Origin of the sequence: Brevibacterium oceani, from assembly GCF_017948325.1 — a bacterium.
Classification (GTDB): Bacteria; Actinomycetota; Actinomycetes; order Actinomycetales; family Brevibacteriaceae; genus Brevibacterium; species Brevibacterium oceani.
Map to the genome: position 1 here is coordinate 2905580 of NZ_CP072846.1, position 19240 is coordinate 2924819.

Consider the following 19240-nt stretch of genomic DNA (forward strand, 5'->3'; position numbering starts at 1 on the left):
AGGCCGACCATCCCAGCGATCGGGTAAGGTTCCGGAAGTGACGACACCGATCCCCGCCGCAACGACCGACGACTCCCGCCGCTACCGCCCCGACCCGACCGTGCTCACAGCCCTGAAGTCGCCGAGGCTGCTCACCCGTGAGGTGCTCGCCGGGCTCGTCGTCGGGTTGGCGCTCATCCCCGAGGCGATCGCGTTCTCGATCATCGCCGGTGTCGACCCGAAGGTCGGTCTGTTCTCCGCGTTCATCATGGCCACCTCGATCGCCATCCTCGGCGGCCGCCCGGCCATGATCTCCGCGGCCACCGGTGCCGTGGCACTCGTCATCGCACCGGTCGCCCGCGAGCACGGGATGGACATGTTCATCGCCACCGTCATCCTCGCCGGCGTCTTCCAGATCCTGCTGGCCGTGTGCGGAGTCGCGAAGCTCATCCGCTTCATCCCCCGCAGCGTCATGGTCGGGTTCGTCAACGCCCTCTCCATCCTCGTCTTCGCGGCCCAAGTGCCCCATGTCATCGGGGTGCCGTGGATGGTCTACCCGCTGCTGGCCCTCGCCGTCATCGTGCTCGTGCTCATGCCGAAGTGGACGAAGATCATTCCCGCGCCGTTGGTGACGATCGTCGTCGTCACCGGCATCGCCGTCGCCTTCGCCCTCGACGTGCCCACGGTCAGCGATCAGGGTGAGCTGCCGCGCAGTCTGCCCTCACTCTCCATCCCGCACGTGCCGCTGACCTGGGAGACGCTGCGCACCATCGCTCCGTATTCGCTGGCGATGGCGCTGGTCGGGCTGATGGAGTCGCTGATGACGGCGAAGCTCGTCGACGAGATCACCGACACCCATTCGAACAAGACCCGTGAATCCTGGGGCCAGGGGGCGGCGAACATGATCTCCGGGCTCTTCGGCGGGATGGGCGGCTGCGCGATGATCGGGCAGACGATGATCAACGTCCGCGCGTCCGGGGCCAGGACGAGGATCTCGACGTTCATGGCCGGAGCGTTCCTGCTGCTCCTCGTCGTCGCCCTCGGCGACATCGTCGGAATGATCCCGATGGTCGCTCTCGCGGCGATCATGATGATGGTCTGCGTCGACACCTTCGACTGGCATTCGATCCGCCCGAAGACCCTGCGGACGCTGCCGAAGTCCGAGACCTTCGTCATGGTCGCCACCGTCGCGGTCGTCGTCGCCACCGGCAACCTGGCGATCGGGGTCGTCATCGGCGTGTTCATCGCCAGTGTGCTCTTCGTCCGGCGAGTGGCCCACTTCGTCACCGTCGAACGCACTGTCACCGACGACGCCGCACCCGCTGACGACGCGGGTGTGTCTGATCCCACCGGCACCGAGGCAGTCGCCCACTACGCGGTCCGCGGCGAGCTCTTCTTCGCCTCCTCGAACGACCTGACCACCCAGTTCCACTACACGCACGACCCCGGCCTGGTCGTCATCGACATGAGCGAAGCGCACGTCTGGGACGCCTCGAGCGTGGCCGCCCTCGACGCGATCGTGACGAAGTACGAGGCCCTGGGCACGAGAGTCGAACTGATCGGCATGAACGCCTACACCGAGTCACTCCACGCTCGACTGTCCGGAGGGCTGGGGTAGCCGCCGCCGGCGGGCTGGGGCAGCCGTCCAGCGGGCCTTCGTGGCTGAGTCGGCCGTCCAGCGGGCTGGGGCAATTTCCTGTCGGCGAGGCTGTCTGGCCACTCCCGCAGCCAGACAAGTGGGTTCAGAATGCACATATCCGACGTGAAAATGGCAATCTGGACCCACTTGTCTCCCGTTCGAGCGCGGATCTCTCGTTCAAGCGCGCGTCTCTCGCTGGAATGGCGGGGCATTGCCAGTTGCGTCACAGACACCGCCACTAGGATTCGAAGCGTCCCCAGTCCAACCCCGCGATCTGCATCGACAGAGCGCTCGACCGACACGAAGGACCGTGCCATGGCATTCGACAAGTTCCTCGACAAAGCGAAGAATCTCGCCAACGACCCCAAGGTCAAGGACAAGCTCAACTCCGACAAGGCCGAGCAGATGAGCGATTCGGTCCTCGACAAAGCGGCAGGCGTCGCGGAGTCGCTGACCGGCGGCAAGCACTCCGAGAAGATCCAGAAGGCCAGAGACGCCGCCGACAACGCGATCGGCAACGAGCGTGGACAGGACGAAGGCCGCAGCGCTGAACGGAATGACGGCGAGCGCGAGCAGGCCGACGATCCTCGCAACGGCTCGGAGTCCAGCCGCGGCGAGGAGGGCACGGACCCGCGCAGCAACAACTGATTCTGTCTCTGGCAATCCTCAGGGCCGAGGCCCCCACCGTCATCGGTGGGGGCCTCGAATCTGTCTGCAGCCTCGGGATCGCAGCCCGAGAATCGCAGCCTAGGAATCGATGACGGGATCGTCGACCCCGTCGGGGTCCGCATCGAGGGTGATCCGCACGGCATCGATGCTGTGGGGTCGCGAGCGCTCGATCTCCTCCGCCGACACCAACCATGAGCCCTTCGTCTTCTCACCACACGGTTTGCCGTGCGGGGCCAGTGCTTCACAGTCGACGCCGGTGATGCGCGCATCGGATTCGATGACGAGCTTGCCGCGATCGAGAGGACGGAAGTAGACGATGACTCCGCCATCGTCACTGCCCTCCGTGCTCTCCCTGCTCTCGGTGAGGTCGGCAGCAGGAATCGCGGCACCGTTGACCCGATAGTCAAGTGTCCCCCGGTGGCGTCCCGGATCGAGGTCGTCCGTACTGAACCCGATGTCCACGGAGTGCAGCTCCTTCTTAAGGGTCGCCTCGGCGGGGGTCGATTCGATGCTTCCCCGCGGCTGCGAATACGTCGCCCGCAGATAGGGCGGCAGCAGAGCGTCGGTGTCGGGCAGGCGGAATCCGTCGTGGATCTCGTCGCCGAAGCCCCAGCGCGTCTCGAGTGCCAGGTCGATCGTCGTGTCCATCCGTACGGTATAGGAGCCGTCGGCGGCGATCGTCATCGTGTGCGTCGTCTCGCTGCCCCGCAGCGGATTCGGTGCCGCATCCGCGCCGCCGGGCATCAATCCCACAACGACGATCGACCCAGTCAGCACCGAGGCCGACACTGCGGCCGTCGCCTCGGCACATCGTTCGTTCGGCATGCTCATCAGCCTCTCTCGATCGGGTGAATAGGTCGGGCGTTCATGTTCTCGGGCGGGTCGATGACGACGACGTCATGGTCGAAGTCGTTGTCCTCCCGCCAGGTCATTCGGCTCGTGCCGTCGGTTCCGGCGTTGTCGATCTGCGCGAAGTCATCGGCGCAGTCTGTCAGTGCGAAGTCGACATTGTTCGCCGGGCAGTGCAGCGGGCCATCGGTGTCGACGATCATCGTGTGCGTCGCCTCGGTCGCTCGGGGTGCGCCGATGACAGACAGCGGGAGGACGATGGCCTCGCGGCCGGACACAGTGAGGAAGACCTTGTCGAGCACGTAGTCGACCCCGACGACGTGTCGACCCTCCTCCCACCGCGCGGCCCGTCCCTCCGAGTCCTTCGGGCGGAGTGAGAAGTGCGCCCTGGGATAGTCGAAGTCCTTCTCACGCGTGGTCTCGACCTCCACGTCGAGTTCGCCTGCTTCCTGCGGCTGTCGGCGCGTCGACCCTGCGTCCGTGCTCAGCTCCACCGCGGTGAGCTCCTCAACGACCGGCATCATCGCCAGACGGCTGCCGTTGACCGGATTCCTGCCGAGTCCCCCGCTGCCGACCCACAGTCCCACGGAGTCCCCACCCTCGGGTGGGGCCTCGAAGACCAGCCGTTGACGGACCGCCACGGTTCCCTCCTTGTGCGGGGCCACCTCGGTGATGGTCTCTTCCGGGGTCAGCGCATGATCGGGCAGATCCTGCGCCTCGGGTTGGGGTGCGACGCAGCGGACGACCATCCCGAGGACGCCGACGACGATCACGGCGACGGCGGAGACCGCGAAGCCGGCGATGAGGAACAGCTTGGTCCGTGTCATGGTTCCACCGTAGGATCGCCGCCGATGGCAGGGGCGCCACGATCGGTGCCAGTCCTGGAACATGCGCCGTCGACGCTCGAGTGTGTGAGAATGGCAGTCTGCGTCAAGCCGCGCTGTCTCAGCCGTGGACGCGAGATGAGCGGCCACACGACCGACCCCACATGCAGCAGGAGGAGCCATGCGATCACCCATCCCGGATTTCCTCGATGAGACGCTCGATCGTTTCCGTCCCGATCGGTCCGGAGAGAACGCGGACTACATTCCGGACCTCGCCGCCGCCGATCCGGAGAAGCTCGCGATCTGCATCTCCACCCTCGACGGCATCGAATACACCTCCGGGGATGCCGAGCACGAGTTCTCCATCCAGTCGATGTCGAAGCCCTTCATCTACGGCCTCGCCCTCGAACAGGAGGGTCTGGCCGGCGTGCTCGAGAAGGTCGGCGTCGAACCCAGCGGTGAGAAGTTCAACGAGCTCTCGCTGGATAAGAAGTCGGGCCGGCCGCTCAACCCGATGATCAACGCCGGGGCCATGACCATCCACTCCGTCCTCGGCGATCCGGGTGCGAGCCTGGCCGAACGCACCGAGATCGTCCGCGCCGGGCTCTCCCGATTCGCCGGTCGCGAGCTGGCGATCGACGAAGGCGTCGCCGACGGCGAATGGCGCGAGGCCTACCGCAATGTCGCGATCGCGAACATGCTGCGCTCCTACGACATCTTCTACGATGACCCCGACGAGGTGGTGCGCGGCTACATCGAGCAGTGCTCGATCCTCGTCACGGTCAAGGACCTCGCGATCATGGCCTCCACGCTCGCCGGCGGCGGCGTCAACCCTCTCACCGGCGAACAGGTGCTCTCCCCCAGGGTCAACCGGCAGGTGCTCGCGGTGATGATGACCTGCGGGATGTATGACGCCGCGGGCGACTGGATGACGGAGATCGGGATTCCCGCCAAGAGCGGCGTCTCCGGCGGAGTCTTCGGCGTCATGCCCGGACAGGTCGGCATCGCGACCTACTCCCCGCGCCTGGACAAGCACGGCACGAGCGTGCGCGGAGCGAAGATCTTCCAAGACCTCTCGAACCGGCTGAGCCTGCACATCATGGACGCACCCGAACCGGCACGCTCGATCATCCGCCGTGACCGTCGCTTCGTCGACGGCGAGGGCAAGATGGTCCGCATCTGCAGCCTGCAGGGGCTCATCCAGTGGAGCGGCTCGGAGAACGTCCTGCGCGCCATGGACGAACCGGAGTCGACCACGGACACGTTCGTGCTCGACCTGCGCCGGGTCAACGAGATCAACTCGGTGGCCCGATACATGCTCACCGAGGCCCTGTCCCGCCTCGAGGACGACGGCACCCGTGTGGTGCTCATGGACCCCGATGACATGATGCAGTGCAAGGGCCCGAACTCGGCGCTGCCGGGCGCGACGATCCTCGATTCACTCAAGTCCGTCAAGGGACTCAAGCGTGTCCGCGACGACCGCCGACGAGAGATGGCCGAACGCGTCAGGTAGGTCAGGCTGATCGGCATTTGCTAAGGTGAGCCTTACAATCCCTTCAGCGCCGAGGCGGCCCTCCGACCGCCTCGGCGTGGGCTTTTCCACGGAAGGAACCCCATGACGGCATCCGCCACTCCTGACCAGCGTCCCGCTCGTCCTCCGAAACCCCAGGCCATCCTCAGCGTCCAGGCAATCGAGGAGATCACTCCGAACCTCATCCGCATCACCGCCGGAGGGTCGGGACTCGACGCGATCTCGAACAACGACGCCACCGACAAATACGTCAAGATCATGTTCGCCGATCCGCAGCACGGGCTGACCCCTCCCTACGACCTGGCCGATCTGCGCGAGAATTCCCCGGAGAAGCTGCCGCGCAACCGCACCTACACGGTGCGCGAGATCAACGAGGTCGAGAAATGGGTGAAGATCGACTTCGTCGTCCACGGCGATGAGGGCATTGCCGGTCCGTGGGCGAAGAGCACCCGGGTAGGCGATCAGATCGTCCTCGTCGGAGCCGGCGGCAAATACGCCCCCGAGGCGGACGTCCCGTGGCATCTGCTCATCGCCGACCACACGGCGATCCCTGCCGTGAGTTCCGCACTCGAAGCGATGCCTGCGGAGGCGACCGGTGTCATCCTCGCCAATGTCGAACATGCCGAGGATCGACTGCTCCCCGAGCTGCCCGCCGGGTTCGACGTCACCTGGGTCGATTCGGACGAGGCGCTGATTGCCGCGGTGCGCGAACTCGACTGGCCGGAAGGGACTCCGCAGGTCTTCGCCCACGGAGAGCGCGAGACGATCAAGACGATCCGCAAGATCTTCAAGGAACACGAGGTTCCCCGCGAGTCGCTGTCGATCTCGGCCTACTGGGCCCGCGGCCGAGCCGAGGACCAGTTCCAGGCCGAGAAGCGCGAACCCATCGGCAAGATCGACTGACAGGGACTGGCTGGGACCCGCCCTTCGCCGACCGCGGTTGTGACGGGCCCCTTCGCCGACCGCTCGAGTCAGCGACGCTGTACCGCGTTATGCGGCGAGCTTTCGCAGGCAACTCGACCGGTCGGCGAATTCGTGGTTGCGAGTCAGCCTCGGCGGCGGGTCAGCAGGAAGGCCGCGATGCCCAGGGCGATCAGGCCCAGGGCGATCCCGCCGAGGATGAGGTACTGACCGAGATCAGCGCCCGTGCGCGGCAGCGGGCCTCCATTGGCGTCGGTCGAACCGTCGGTGCCATCGGCGGACGCATCTGATCCGGGCTCGTCCGATCCGGACCCATCTGATGCCGACGTCCCGCTCGAACCGGTGCTGCCGGAGTCTGAGCCAGCTCCGTCGGCACCTGTCCCTGTACCCGAATCCGACCCGCTGCCCGCACCTTCAGCGGCGCCGTCGTCGTCGGAGCCGGCACCATCCGCATCAGTGCCGTTTCCGCCATCCTCATCCGCTTCGGCGCCGGTACCGGCCGCTGCGTCCGCGCCTGCTCCGGCATCTGTGTCCGCGCCAGCGTCTTCGTCGGTTCCGGCGTTCTCATCCCCTTTGTCTCCGCCATCCCCGCCATCGGCGAGGTCGGCCACCGAGTACAGGCTCGTCGTTCCCGACACCTCGTTGCCGACGACCAGCGCGGCCTCGCCTGTGGGCGACTCATCGGCGCTGAGGAACGTGATGCCCTCCGGCCCCAGGTCGCCGGCGCTTGCGAGCAGCGCGGCCGGATCGGAGGCATCCTCGATCTCGTCCTCGACCGACACCGAAAAGTCTCTGTTGTTGAAATAGGTTGCGAACTTCGGCGCGCTCGGGTCGGTGAGATCGAAGGCGGCGATCCCTCCGATGCGCTCGAAGCCGACGAAGGCGTAGGTCGTTTCCCCCACTTCCCCGATGGTCAGCGCCTCGGGTTCGGGTCCCTTATCATCGCTGCGTCCTTCCAGATTCGATTCGGAGTGGTTCGAGTTGAAGAACTCCGGCACCGCCTCGGCGGTCAGCCGTTCGAACTCGTCACCGGAATCGGCCACGAGCTTCCCATCGGTCGTCCACACTGAGAACGACCGGGCGCCGAAGGCCACGAGTTCTTCATAGCAGTCGCCGTCCTCGCTCAGTCCCATATCGGTGATGATGTTGAGTCGTCCGAGGTCCTCATCGTCGAGCTTGTCAGCAAGCGGCGAGGCCTCACACACCGGTGACAGACCGTCCTCGCCGAGGTCCTTGACTCGGGCTCCGTCGACGAAGTCTCCCCATTCTCGAGAGTCGCCTTCGTTCGCGGTGACCAGGTAGTCCGTGCCGCCGGCGGAGAACGTCGAGATCGTGTCGGGCATGTACGCGCCTTTGAGCCCCTCGTACTCGGTGATGTTCACCGTGGGCGCGTCCTCGGGGTCGCGGTCCGAGGCATCGAGACCGTTGCCCGCCTGCCCGTGGTCCTTCAGCCCCAGCGGGAGGATCGTCTCCACCGCGGCCTCGGCGATGTCGACGACTGCGATCGCGTTCGCTTCCTGCAGGGTGGCGTAGGCCTTGTCCCCGGCGACGGTGATGTATTCGGGTTCGAGATTGCGCGAGACCGGCAGGCCCGCCTCGGGGGTGGGGCCGAAGATCCGCACGTCCTCGGGCAGGGTCTTCGTCCCGCCGTCTTCGAACTCGTGGAAGTCGGCCGTGTGCACGTCCGACTCCGACGGTGCGGCCACCTCGGCGGGCAGATCGATGACGGACACCGATCCTTCGGGATCGGTCGAGAAGTCATCGGCCGGTTCGCCTTCGTTCGCCACCAGGGCGTGGGTGCCGTCGGGAGTGACGGTGACCATATCGGGCAGGGACCCAACCGGCACCTGACCCAGCGGCTCCGCCTCGGGGTCGTTCGCGTCGAAGAACATCACTGAGCCGGGACGGGTCTTGTCCTCATCCTCCAATGCGATGACACCGAGTCCGTCATCGCGGATCGCCACCGAGTTCGCCACTCCGGTGCCGGTGATCTCGGAGACCTTCTTCGGGTTCGCGGGGTCCGAGGCGTCGAGGACGTCGACGGTGGCCGCCTGCGCATTGACGGTGAAGACGGTGTCGCCGTGGACGGCCGTGATCTCGGCAGCGGACTCGTCGAACTGGCCGGTCCCGTGGGAGCCGAGGAACCCCATCTCGATCTGCGCATCGGGCGCCGAAGAGATGATCGGATCGGACACTTCCGCCGCGTGGGCAGGTGCGGTCGCGACCGTGCCGCCGACGGCGAATCCGGTGGTCAGCAGGAGGGCGGCCGCCTGGGCCGTGAGCGTCTTCGCAGACAGGGGGTTAGTCATCGAGTCTCCGGGATCGTGATGGGCGCGGACCGGCTGGACCCGCAATCACCCATTCATAGGCACCCGGCATGACCCGGTGTCGAACCCCAGATGGACACCTGGTGAACGCCCTCGCCTCTGTCCGCCGACCGCTCACGTTGCCGACTCTGTACCGAGTCATGCGGCGAGCGGTCGACGCTGAGGTGAGCGGTCGGCCTACGGACCGGGTCAGGCGAGGTCGAGGCGGTCGACCACCTCGGCGACGGTGCGCTTGGCAGCGCCGTCAAGACCTCGGATCGGCAGCGGCAGGCTGCCCGGACCGACGAGGCCCAAGTGTTCGGCGATGGCCGCGGTCACCCGCAGGCTGCCGCCGTGAGCGGCGAAGAGATCCCACAGCGGTTGGAGCTCGGCGGAGAGCTCCCGGGCCACGTCGACGTTGCCGAGTTCGGCGGCGCGGGTGATCTCGAGCATCGGTTCGGGCAGGGTTCCGCCGACGGCCGTGTACCAGGCGTCGCAGCCGGCGATGAGACCGTCGGCACCGAACGCGTCGCCGGAGATGCCGATGGTCACCTCATTGCCGATCGCCGCGCGGATCTCACCGATGCGTTCATCCCAGCCGGCCGGTGAGAGCGGGAAGCCGGGGATCTTGATCGAGGCCACACCGTCGAGTTCGGCGAGTCGGGCGTAGAACTCTGTGGTGAAGGTGAAGTGGGTGGTGCCGGGGTTGTCGTAGACGACGATCGGCAGGTCGGTGGAGGCGGCGACGGTGCGGAAGAGTTCGAACACGTCGTCGGTCGTCAGCGGCTGGTAGCTCACCGGCGCCAGCAGCAGACCCTGCGCACCGGCGGCCTCGGCGGAGGCGACATTGGCGAGCACGTCCCGTGTCCGCAGCGCTCCGACGCCGACGAGGACGGGGATGTCGAGGGCCGATTCGACGGTCAGCTCCGCGACCCGTGCACGTTCCTCGGTATCCAGGTAGACGTACGATCCGGTCGAACCGAGGGCCGTGATCGAGTCGACGCCGGCGAGGACGAGCCGTTCGATGAGACCGATGTAGGCATCCTCGTCGAGGTTCTCGCCGTCCAACGGGGTGAGCGGGAAGGCGCTCAGCCCGGTGAACAGGGAAGGGTCGTACGCTGGGGTACTCATCAGGTGTCCTCCTCGAAGGGTCGGGTGGTGGCTGGTCGAGTGGTGGCCGGTGCGATGACGGCTGGCCGGAGTGTGGCAGCGGACGAGTCCGCTGGGTCCCAGTCTGCCAGGTCAGTCGGTTCAGACGAGACGGCAGCTGTCAGGAGTCGCCGAGGGAGGTCAGTCGGACAGGTACGCCTCGAACGGGTCGAAGGCCGGCTGCGCAGCGGCGTCCATCACGGCCGCGGCGCCGACGGCGTTGGCCGCGCACAGGGCGCGTTCGGGAACGAGGCTCATGCGCAGCCCGATGGTCAGGGCCGCGGCGAAGGCGTCACCGGCGCCGACGGTGCTCACCGGGGTCCTCGGCAGCGCCTCGGCGAAGGCGATCTGCTCACCGCGGGCGAATAGGGACGACCCTCGGGATCCAAAGGTCACGGCCACGAGCCTCGCCTCCTGCAGCTGCGGGATGAGGGAGTACTCGGTCTCGTTGACGATGATGAGATCGGCACGATCGACCACCTCGGCGGGCAGGGGCAGGGCCGGGGCGGCGTTGACGGCGAAGAATCCGGGCACTCGAGCGGCGAGCTCGGTGACGAGATCCATGGAGATCTCGAGCTGGGTGAGCACCGCCTCGTCGTCGGCGAACTCCACCCCGTCGAGGCCGGCCTCGGTGTTCGCCCCTTCACATACGGCGATCTGGTTCTCACCGTGAGCGTCGACCATGATCAGCGCGGTCCCGGTCGGGGCGTCCGCCTCGGCGATGTCTTCGGTGAGGACCCCGGCCGCGCGCAGGGCCTTAACCATTTCCCGGCCCTCGGCATCATCCCCGACAGCGCCGATCATCCGGGTGCGCGCACCGAGGCGGGCGGCCGCTGCGGCCTGATTCGCGCCCTTCCCGCCAGGTGAGCGTGTCAGCATGCCACCGCCGACGGTCTCACCTGTGGTGGGCAGTCGGGAGATGGTGGCGGTGATGTCGGCGTTGATGCTGCCGACGACGGCCAGTGAGCAGTCGATGGTCATGGGACCATTATCGACGGCGTATCCTCATCGCGGGCAGATCGCCGCAGGCAGTTCGTCGCGGGCAGAACCCCACGGCGGATGGGAAAAGCCCCGTGTTCCGCTGATACCAACGGATCACGGGGCTTCCCGATCGGGGTGAGTAACGGGACTTGAACCCGCGACATCCGCGACCACAACGCGGCGCTCTACCAGCTGAGCTATACCCACCACATGCGCTGCACCGCAGGTGCAGACAGCAAGATATATCCTAACCTCACCCGCGGGAGACGGGCAAACCGGAACCGCCCGCCTGGCACAATGAGACAGAGATCTCCTCACGTGCAACGATTCAGTAGCGTTGTATAACGGTTTCGGAAAACCGGTAGGAGCACCCAGCGACATTCATTAGGATTGATTCGGCCCTGTCCTCGATATCACTCAAGGAACCCTGTACATGACTCGTGCGTTGATCTCCGTCTCCGATGACGGGTTCACCTACATCTCCCTCAACGGGGCGACGAGTCGCTATTCGGACACCGGACAGGCCATCGCCTACCTCGGCGACTACGCCCGAGAGACCGAAACACCCTTGGCCGTGACCATCGACGACGGCACCCAGACCGCCGAGGTGGTCATCGATAAGGACGGACGGCTGGGCTCAACCTCGTCGAGTCCAGAGCCCGAATCCTCGTCAGGTGCGAACGCTCCGACAGCGGATTCCGCGGATGGGACTTCGGAATCCGCGGGCGCGCGGTCCACAGACGAGGACCATGACGATTCCAACGCCGAGGCGGCCGCCGCCGAATCCGGCGACAGCGCTGCTTCCCGCGCCGCCACAGCCCCCGCCGGCGCCGCCGGGGCCGCCGGGGCCACCGGCACCGGGACCGGCAACGCGACCACGGATGCCGGCTCCGAAGACCGAGAGCCGTCCGACGACAGCGCCCAACAGAAGGGCAGCGGCGGCGACGGCTATCCGCTCGGGACCCCGTTCTCCGGCCCGGCCGCACCCGCGGCACCCGCAGTGAAGAAGACCCGAGTGCGGAAGCGCTCCGCTCGGAGCCGTCCGCAGCGACTGAGGAAGGTCACCGTTCCCGGTCTGGTCCTCATCGGGCTGGCGATCCTCATGATCGGGGCGTTCGTCGTCCCCAACATCGTCCCCGTCAACGATGATGATTCGCCGCAGACGATCGGCTCAGAGCAGCAGATCAATCCGGCCTCCGAATTCTCCGTCGACAAAACCAACGACGTCGTTCCGAGTTTCGACAACTCCCCCTCTTGGGAGGCCAAGGTGCCGAAGAAGGCGTCGGTGACCGCCTCGGACCGCGGCGTCCTCCTCGTCTATAAGAACAAGCTCGAAGTCCTCGACTCCGACACCGGCAAGTCCCGCTACGAAGCGAAGATCAGCGAGGCCCCGACATTTGCCGTCGACACCGTCATCGACGGCCGTCCCGCCTTGCTGTGGCAGGCAGGCGACACCGCCGAGGCGCTCTTCGACGGTGATAAGAAGCCCAAGTCCTATCGGCTGCCGGAGAACGCTCGCATCACCTCGGCCGGCACGAGCGTCCTCATCAAGTCCGGCAACAAGCTCTCCACCTTCGGTGCCGACGGCCTCGAGAACGTGCCGACCCCGGAAGCCGGTTCGACGCCGATGGCGATCGAGGACGACGAGCTCTTCAGTTCCGACTGGAACGGACCGGTCCAGGCCAAGAACGTCAAGACCGGGGACGAACGCAGCATCGACCTCGAACGTCCCGCCGACGACCTGCAGATCATCGACTGGATCTCCGCTGGTCACGGGAAGGCCATCACCCTGTGGGGCGAGCAGGGCGCGTCGACGAACTCCGGCCACCGGATCCAGCTCGTCGTCCATTCCCTCAAGGACGGTTCGATCCTCTCGACCGTGACCACGACCACCGACATCGTCGGCGAGAAGTCCTGGGTGCGCGGTCAGGGCGGCCAGCGCGCCTATATCGGCCCCTACCTCTTCGACCTCGAGTCGGGTCTGCTGCTCATGGATGTCTCCAACCGCGACATTCACCTCTCTGAACCGCGCGGAACCATCGTCCCCTGCACCATGGACACGAACACGTCGTGCCTGCTGGCCGGAAAGCACGCGTTCAAGACCGACACCGACCTCTTGGCCATCGTCAACGGCGGCGATTCGGCACTGGTACTCGGCGACGACTCCACGGTCCGCTCGTATCCGAAGACCTCAGACTCCGAGGACAGGTAGCCCGGTGATCGGCAGTTCGATGGCCGGCGGCCCGGGGATCGGTTGTCGAGGTCCAGGTCAGGACAGTGGTCCGACGTCCGTCCCTGCGGCCGAACGAGCCCAGGCTTTAACACATCTGATCAAGCCATTAAGATGGGATCGATGTGTCTGAACGTCATGTCCCCTTGACCCCATAGTGCCGGAATCCCCTCCGCTAAGGAACGCAGTGCCAGTTTCACACCAGTTCAACCGCAGAATCGCCGCCATCGGCGCTGCGCTTGCCTTGGTGGCACTGCCTGTCTCCTCGACGTTCACCCCCGCATTCGCGCAGCCCTCACCATCCCCTTCGGCTGAAGCCGGTTCGACAGATACCGCCGACACCGAGGCTGCCGCTGATTCCGAGGGGACCGACTCTTCCAGCGGCGATGATGCCTCCAACGGCAACGATTCCGACGGTCCGGGGCCGACAGCCGCCGATAGCGATCCCGATGCCGATTCGGAGCCCGCCGACGAATCGGACGATAATGGCGACGGTTCGGACGACAATGAACCTGATCCTAACTACGACAAAGCGTGCGCGGCTCCCGAAGAGGGCGAGCCGACACCAGGTGAAGACGGTCCCTGCGAACCCGCTAAGACACTCAAGGCGGAATGGGACTCGAAGACCCAGCAGCTCTCTGTGACCGCACCGAATGGCGATCCCGGCAGCCTGCCCGAAAGCTGGAAGAACGTACAATTCGAGGGCCCGAAGCAGTCGATGGTGCGCATTCCCGCTCAGGACTCAACGGCCGACGGCAACACAGGCTCCGGAGGCAGCGACTCGGACACCGATGACAGCGGACAGTCCGTCGCCGATGCGACCGCACAGGCCGACGTTCCCACGAAGTTCGAGTTCGGCGAAGACGGCGTGATTAGAGCCGCCGGCTCCAGCGAGCCGATGAAGTTCGAGAACTTCGACTCCGACCCGAAGTGGACGTTCACCGCCGACGGCAAAAACATCACTGCCAAGGGCAAAGAATACACTGATTCGGACGAAGGGTCGGCCGACGACGACGGTTCCACGAACGGCGCCGACCAGGACGGAACGGCCGACAACGAGCGCACCGCCGCCAAGGACGGATCGAACAACGACAATGCAAGTTCGAACGACTCGGCGAGTAGTGATGCCGATCGGTCGAATTCTGCGAGCAACGACTCCAGCGACACTTCGGGAGACGAGGACGGTGCCTCTTCGACCAGTTCCGCGTCGTCGAACAGCAATTCTTCATCGGACAGCAACTCGGCATCGAACTCCGGGTCCAAGGACCAGGCGAACTCGGCGACGGACGACGACACCGACGGCAAGAGCTCCAATTCGGACTCCGGGGCACGGTCCGACGACTCCCGCAACAGCGACTCGGATTCCGCGGGTTCGGGTTCGGACTCGTCGTCCAAGGACGACGACGGCAACGACTCCGACGACCCGGACGGCTCCCCTGTCGGCACAGCCGACGGCGACAACACCACCCCTGACCCGTCGAACGGCAACGGTTCGAAGGACGACGAGAGGGAGACCATTCCCGGCACCGCGGGCGACGAATGGCTGCCCGGCGACGAGGACCACTCCGAACGCCCCGACTATTCGGATCCGGTGCCGCAGAACCCCGATGCCCCTACCCCGAAGGACGACACCGACCTCATCACCGGAGGGGACAAGCCCTCTCCGCGCGCGAATCAGCAGCCCTCGACGTCGTTCGGCGAATCCATCGTGTCGACGATCGTCAGCTCCTGGCCGGTCTTCGTCCTCGCCGCCTCCGGAATGGCCGCCGTCGGCTTCATCATCTACATCATGGGACGCCGCGGCAAGCAGGACTGAGGACCCACGGACGAGGTCGGCCACGTCGGCGAGGATTTCCTTCACTCACCCAGGATCACCTACGCATCTGTGACTTAAGATCGCAGTCATGGACCTCTTCGACTCCGAACTGCGCGTCATCGACGCGGCCGGAGCGCTCGCGCGCCGCCTCGGAGCCGATGCCTCCCACACGGTCGCCGCGGCCGCAATGGACACGTCCGGGCGCATCCACACCGGCGTCAACGTCCACCACTTCACCGGCGGGCCGTGCGCCGAACTCGTCGCCATCGGAACCGCCGCCGCGGCCGGATCGGGTCCGCTGGTGACGATCGCCGCAGTCGGCGACCACGACCGCGGCCTGCTCGCCCCCTGCGGCCGGTGCCGGCAGGTCATCCTCGACCTCCACCCGGACGCACTCGTTGCACTGCCCGACAAAGCCACCGGCGAGCCCACGATCGCACCGATCCCGGCCCTCCTCCCCCACTCCTACCGGCACCCGGACGCGGCACCGCTGCGACTCCTGCGGTTCAATGCCCGCTGCGCCGAGGCGGTCGCCGCGGGGACCAAGACCCTGACGGTGCGCTGGAACGAATCCCACAGCACCGGTGAGGCTCTGGCCTATTTCGAGGACACGGAGCTCGATCCGCTGCCGGTGGAAGTCATCTCGGTGACGGTGAAACGCGTCGCGGAACTCAGCCCGGGCGATCTGGAGGTGAACGGAACGGACGGAGTGGACCGCTACATCGCGAACCTCCGCGGTCACTACCCCGCGATGCCGACGGATGCGGAGGTCGAGATCGTGCGGTTCCGACTGAAGCAGAAGTCGAGATCGTAAGATTCCACCGAACCGCACCCGATATCTGACACTCGCATCCCCCAGCCGCTAAGCTGGAACGCGAAGCACTGTGGCACAAGGTCACAGACGCAATCTGCATTCTCGACCGGGAGGACTCGACCCGATGACTGACAACGTCTACACCTCAGATGTGACCGTCGACCAGGCGACAACCGCACAGCTCGCGGAGTCGATCCGTCTGCGCGAGGAGCGCATCGCTGACAGCATCGACGAGCTCGTCGGACGCATCCACCCCAAGGTGCTGGCGACGCGCGCAGTGAACAAGGCCAAGTCCGAGGTCGTCGAGGAGGACGGCTCCCCCAAGCCCGAGATCATCGCCCTCGGTGCCGGTGCCGTCCTCGGTATCGCCGCCCTGATCGTCGGACTCTCCGGTCGCAAGCGTGGCTGATTCGCCACTGCCGATCCGGATGCTCCATGACCGGATCCTGCTCGAACCCGGCCCCGAGGCCGGAGAGCGCAAGTCCTCGGCGGGCATCGTCATCCCCGCCACCGCCAGCATGGGCAAGCGCCTCGTGTGGGGCAAGGTCGTTGCGGCCGGGCCCCATGTGCGGCAGGCCAACCTCGGCGACACCGTCCTCTACGATCCGGAGGAGCTCGCCGAGGTGGAGCTCGAAGGACAGCTGTACGTGCTGTTGCGCGAGCGCGACGTCCATGCGATCTCCGAGACCGCCGAACAGTCGAGTTCGGGGATGTATCTATAGGGTTCGACTGGCGTCGGACTGGGTGTGCCGGCTGACCCGTAATCGTTGGGTTCCGAGTCGGCGCGGTCGGAAGTCCGGGGTCTCTGACCTGGGGCTTGCGACGTTCATCACAAAATCGAATACGGGCCGATCCCGGTTTGCATGATCGGCCGACACCTGAGTAATATTAATTCTCGTTGCGCAGGACGCGCAGCACGCACCTCTAGCTCAATTGGCAGAGCAACTGACTCTTAATCAGTGGGTTCCGGGTTCAAGTCCCGGGGGGTGCACAGAGAAGCCAGAACCGCTTCCGACATCACGTCGGGAGCGGTTCTTTCGCATTCGCGGGTGGTTTATAGCCCCAAATGGGGTCCGCGACACCAACCGGCATCTCAGGGCAAACCGATCGGAATACTCTTCTCTCGAATGCTCACGTTGCTCGGTGGGTGATCCGGAGAAAGGTGTATCGTCTCGGCAGCAGGCAACTCGGGTGAGGGATCAAGAGGGACACTCTGCGCTGGGCAGCCCAGTTTCCGAACTGGGCTGCCCAGCGCGAAGTGTGCCGAACTTGCCTTATATCGCTCAGTCCTGGCCGGCGCGGGCGTAGGCGCCGAGCACCTGCCGTTCGGAATCCCCGAGGTACGTGCCGAGCTTCGCCGCGGCGGCAGCCGGACTCTCGGTTCGGTAGACCTCGAGCACCTCGCGATTGCGTTCGATGAAGGGCGCGTGGAGGAAGTCGAGGACCTCGACCTTGAGGAAGGCCAGCCGCAGCTCGGCGAGCACGTTCGAGAACGAGCGCATCAGCCGTCTGCTGTCCGAGAGCGAGACGACGGCGTTGTGGAACGCCATGTTCGCCGTGCCCACCTCCAGCCAGTTCTCCTCCGCCGCGGACTTCTCGGCCACCTCGACAGCCGCTTCCATCTGCGCCGCATTCGGGTGGTTGCGCGGAGCATGCTCGAGCACCGAGCATTCGACGTGATGGCGCACCCGGTAGATGTCGACGACATCGGCGGTGCTCGGCGACGCCACAGAGACACCTCGGTGCGGGATGTGAGTGACCAGCCCCTGTTCACCGAGGACACGGAAGGCCTCGCGCAGAGTGTTGCGCGAGACATCGAATTCCTTGGCCAGCGACGTTTCGGACAGACGGTCTCCGGGACGCAGCTCTCCGGCGATGAGTCGGGCGGTCAGCCTGTTGACCAGGGATGAGTCGTGATTCACACCTTCATCCTAATGACAGAGCGGCGCGAACAGCCATCTTCCGGTCAACAATTTCTCTGAGAACTTGTGACCCACGTCTATGTTTGTTGAACAATAGGTGCTAGATTGTTTACCAATTCACCGAGTGGTCCACGACACAGACACCGCTGTTCTCAGCCGCGGACCGCTCACAGAGCACCATCGGCCACAGCCGACCATCGGCCACCCGGCCGGATCGGCCATCGCGCCGCTGACAATCCAGCCACACTGACAATCCAGCCACACTGACAATCCAGCCAGATCGACAAGACAGACAGTCGGAGACTCCCATGCCAGACGCACCGGAAGCCCAGCCGCCGGAACCGACCTCGGACGCCACCGCCTCCGGGTCCGCGGATCAGAAGACCGAGCTCGGGGCGAAGATCAGCCGCAGCGCGATCGTCGGGGCCATCTTCCTCATGGCCACCTCGGCGATCGGGCCGGGATTCATCACGCAGACGGCGACCTTCACCGCGCAGATGGGTGCGGCCTTCGCCTTCGCGATCTTCATCTCGATCCTCATCGACATCGCCATCCAGCTCAACATCTGGCGGATGGTCACATCGTCGGGCAAACGCGCCGCCCAGCTCGCATCCTCAGCTATCCCGGGGACGGGCATCATCCTCTCGATCCTCATCGTCGTCGGCGGGCTCGCCTTCAACATCGGCAACATCGCCGGCGGCGGGCTCGGCCTCAACGCCCTGCTGGGCATCGATCCGAAGCTCGGCGGGCTCGTCACCGGACTGCTCGCAATCGGCATCTTCCTGTTCAAGCGCGCCGGCAAGGTCGTCGACACCGTCGTGCTCGTCCTCGGCATCGGGATGATCATCCTCACCTGCATCGTCGCGATCGTGTCGAACCCGCCTGTCGGCGAGGCGATCAAGCAGTCCCTCGTACCCGACACCATCAACTTCGCCACGATCACCACCATCGTCGGCGGCACCGTCGGCGGCTACATCACCTACTCGGGCGCACACCGCTACCTCGACTCCGGCAAGACCGGCCCGGAGAACGCCGGTTCGGTCATGCGCTCGGCACTCTCGGGCATCGTCGTCACCGGCGTCATGCGCTACGTCCTCTTCCTCGCCATCCTCGGCGTGGTCGCCTCCGGAGTCGCCCTCGACCTCGACTCGAGCGTGGCCAACCCCGCCGGTCAGGCCTTCGCAGCCGTCCTCGGCGATGCCGGCATGCGCATCTTCGGGGCGATCTTCTGGGCCGCGGCACTGAGTTCGGTCATCGGCGCCGCCTACACCTCGGCGACCTTCCTCTCCGCGTTCTCGAAACGGCTCGGCGGCGGCTGGCCGCTGCAGCTGGCGACCGTGGCCTTCATCGTCGTCTCGCTCGTCGTCTACCTCGTCCTCGGCACCGCTCCGGCCACGCTGCTCGTCTTCGTCGGCGGCTTCAACGGCCTCATCCTGCCGATCGGCCTGACGGTCTTCATGTACATCGGCTGGTTCCGACAGCGCCTGCTGCGCACGGATTCGTACCCGAAGTGGTTGCTCATCATCGGCACCGCGGCAACACTGGTCACGTGGTACACGGCCGTGCAGTCCATCGGCCCCATCTTCGCAATGATCGGAATCGGAGGGTGA

Annotated in this window: 16 protein-coding genes and 2 tRNA genes; 11 read left to right on the forward strand and 7 right to left on the reverse strand. The window is 65.8% G+C overall.

Translation table 11 applies throughout. From position 1 onward, the window contains the following. Window positions 1-49: 49 nt before the first annotated feature. Both J9314_RS12920 and J9314_RS12925 read left to right on the forward strand, forming a co-directional pair. Entirely contained in the window at window positions 50-1597 is a 1548-nt protein-coding gene (locus tag J9314_RS12920; RefSeq protein WP_210605673.1) for a SulP family inorganic anion transporter, read from the forward strand. Window positions 1598-1933: 336 nt separating this feature from the next. Beyond that, window positions 1934-2266, forward strand: a complete 333-nt coding sequence (locus J9314_RS12925; protein ID WP_210602756.1) for an antitoxin — start codon at window positions 1934-1936, stop codon at window positions 2264-2266. A 99-nt stretch (window positions 2267-2365) separates the two neighbouring features. On the opposite strand, the gene J9314_RS12930 is transcribed toward J9314_RS12925, so the two are convergent. Both J9314_RS12930 and J9314_RS12935 read right to left on the reverse strand, forming a co-directional pair. After that, window positions 2366-3112: a hypothetical protein gene (locus J9314_RS12930; RefSeq protein WP_210602757.1), complete on the reverse strand. Its 747-nt coding sequence runs from the start codon at window positions 3110-3112 to the stop codon at window positions 2366-2368. A 5-nt stretch (window positions 3113-3117) separates the two neighbouring features. Next, a complete protein-coding gene (locus tag J9314_RS12935) occupies window positions 3118-3963 on the reverse strand; it encodes a hypothetical protein (protein WP_210602758.1) in 846 nt (281 codons plus the stop codon). Window positions 3964-4141: 178 nt separating this feature from the next. On the opposite strand from J9314_RS12935, the gene J9314_RS12940 reads away from it, so the two are divergent. Continuing rightward, window positions 4142-5473 carry a glutaminase gene (locus J9314_RS12940; protein ID WP_210602759.1) on the forward strand — a complete coding sequence of 444 codons (1332 nt, stop codon included), beginning with the start codon at window positions 4142-4144 and terminating at the stop codon, window positions 5471-5473. Between the two features lie 102 nt (window positions 5474-5575). Further along, window positions 5576-6394: a siderophore-interacting protein gene (locus J9314_RS12945; RefSeq protein WP_210602760.1), complete on the forward strand. Its 819-nt coding sequence runs from the start codon at window positions 5576-5578 to the stop codon at window positions 6392-6394. Window positions 6395-6537: 143 nt separating this feature from the next. Here J9314_RS12945 and J9314_RS12950 read toward each other — a convergent pair whose 3' ends face one another. The 4 genes from J9314_RS12950 to J9314_RS12965 form a co-directional block, all read right to left on the reverse strand. Further along, window positions 6538-8721, reverse strand: coding sequence for a choice-of-anchor I family protein (locus J9314_RS12950; protein WP_210602761.1), 2184 nt, complete (start codon window positions 8719-8721; stop codon window positions 6538-6540). Between the two features lie 207 nt (window positions 8722-8928). Continuing rightward, entirely contained in the window at window positions 8929-9849 is a 921-nt protein-coding gene (locus tag J9314_RS12955) for a dihydrodipicolinate synthase family protein (protein ID WP_210602762.1), read from the reverse strand. Window positions 9850-10008: 159 nt separating this feature from the next. Next, complete coding sequence (locus J9314_RS12960; RefSeq protein WP_210602763.1) at window positions 10009-10848, reverse strand: PfkB family carbohydrate kinase; 840 nt, start codon at window positions 10846-10848, stop codon at window positions 10009-10011. A gap of 134 nt (window positions 10849-10982) precedes the next feature. Next, window positions 10983-11055: transfer RNA gene (locus J9314_RS12965), tRNA-His, on the reverse strand. Window positions 11056-11281: 226 nt separating this feature from the next. On the opposite strand from J9314_RS12965, the gene J9314_RS12970 reads away from it, so the two are divergent. The 6 genes from J9314_RS12970 (at window position 11282) to J9314_RS12995 (ending at window position 16699) form a co-directional block, all read left to right on the forward strand. Beyond that, window positions 11282-13060, forward strand: coding sequence for a hypothetical protein (locus J9314_RS12970; protein ID WP_210602764.1), 1779 nt, complete (start codon window positions 11282-11284; stop codon window positions 13058-13060). 205 nt (window positions 13061-13265) lie between these two features. Then, on the forward strand, window positions 13266-14894 hold the full coding sequence (locus J9314_RS12975) for a hypothetical protein (protein ID WP_210602765.1): 1629 nt from the start codon (window positions 13266-13268) through the stop codon (window positions 14892-14894). A gap of 88 nt (window positions 14895-14982) precedes the next feature. Then, window positions 14983-15708, forward strand: a complete 726-nt coding sequence (locus tag J9314_RS12980; protein ID WP_210602766.1) for an ASCH domain-containing protein — start codon at window positions 14983-14985, stop codon at window positions 15706-15708. Window positions 15709-15832: 124 nt separating this feature from the next. Next, a complete protein-coding gene (locus tag J9314_RS12985) occupies window positions 15833-16117 on the forward strand; it encodes a DUF3618 domain-containing protein (RefSeq protein WP_210602767.1) in 285 nt (94 codons plus the stop codon). Further along, window positions 16110-16430: a GroES family chaperonin gene (locus J9314_RS12990; protein WP_166972953.1), complete on the forward strand. Its 321-nt coding sequence runs from the start codon at window positions 16110-16112 to the stop codon at window positions 16428-16430. The genes J9314_RS12985 and J9314_RS12990 overlap by 8 nt, the downstream gene beginning before the upstream one ends. Before the next feature lie 196 nt (window positions 16431-16626). Then, window positions 16627-16699: transfer RNA gene (locus J9314_RS12995), tRNA-Lys, on the forward strand. A gap of 292 nt (window positions 16700-16991) precedes the next feature. On the opposite strand, the gene J9314_RS13000 is transcribed toward J9314_RS12995, so the two are convergent. Beyond that, window positions 16992-17630, reverse strand: a complete 639-nt coding sequence (locus J9314_RS13000; RefSeq protein ID WP_210602768.1) for a GntR family transcriptional regulator — start codon at window positions 17628-17630, stop codon at window positions 16992-16994. 308 nt (window positions 17631-17938) lie between these two features. Between J9314_RS13000 and J9314_RS13005 the strand changes: the two genes are divergently transcribed. Then, window positions 17939-19240: an NRAMP family divalent metal transporter gene (locus tag J9314_RS13005; RefSeq protein WP_246490384.1), complete on the forward strand. Its 1302-nt coding sequence runs from the start codon at window positions 17939-17941 to the stop codon at window positions 19238-19240.

What these genes read in the sequence shown, in the direction of transcription:
- J9314_RS12925 (WP_210602756.1), top strand. Translation starts at nt 1,934, where the DNA reads ATGGCATTCGACAAGTTCCTCGACAAAGCGAAGAATCTCGCCAACGAC.
- J9314_RS12930 (WP_210602757.1), bottom strand. Translation starts at nt 3,112, where the DNA reads ATGCCGAACGAACGATGTGCCGAGGCGACGGCCGCAGTGTCGGCCTCG.
- J9314_RS12935 (WP_210602758.1), bottom strand. Translation starts at nt 3,963, where the DNA reads ATGACACGGACCAAGCTGTTCCTCATCGCCGGCTTCGCGGTCTCCGCC.
- J9314_RS12940 (WP_210602759.1), top strand. Translation starts at nt 4,142, where the DNA reads ATGCGATCACCCATCCCGGATTTCCTCGATGAGACGCTCGATCGTTTC.
- J9314_RS12945 (WP_210602760.1), top strand. Translation starts at nt 5,576, where the DNA reads ATGACGGCATCCGCCACTCCTGACCAGCGTCCCGCTCGTCCTCCGAAA.
- J9314_RS12950 (WP_210602761.1), bottom strand. Translation starts at nt 8,721, where the DNA reads ATGACTAACCCCCTGTCTGCGAAGACGCTCACGGCCCAGGCGGCCGCC.
- J9314_RS12955 (WP_210602762.1), bottom strand. Translation starts at nt 9,849, where the DNA reads ATGAGTACCCCAGCGTACGACCCTTCCCTGTTCACCGGGCTGAGCGCC.
- J9314_RS12960 (WP_210602763.1), bottom strand. Translation starts at nt 10,848, where the DNA reads ATGACCATCGACTGCTCACTGGCCGTCGTCGGCAGCATCAACGCCGAC.
- J9314_RS12970 (WP_210602764.1), top strand. Translation starts at nt 11,282, where the DNA reads ATGACTCGTGCGTTGATCTCCGTCTCCGATGACGGGTTCACCTACATC.
- J9314_RS12980 (WP_210602766.1), top strand. Translation starts at nt 14,983, where the DNA reads ATGGACCTCTTCGACTCCGAACTGCGCGTCATCGACGCGGCCGGAGCG.
- J9314_RS12985 (WP_210602767.1), top strand. Translation starts at nt 15,833, where the DNA reads ATGACTGACAACGTCTACACCTCAGATGTGACCGTCGACCAGGCGACA.
- J9314_RS13005 (WP_246490384.1), top strand. Translation starts at nt 17,939, where the DNA reads ATGCCAGACGCACCGGAAGCCCAGCCGCCGGAACCGACCTCGGACGCC.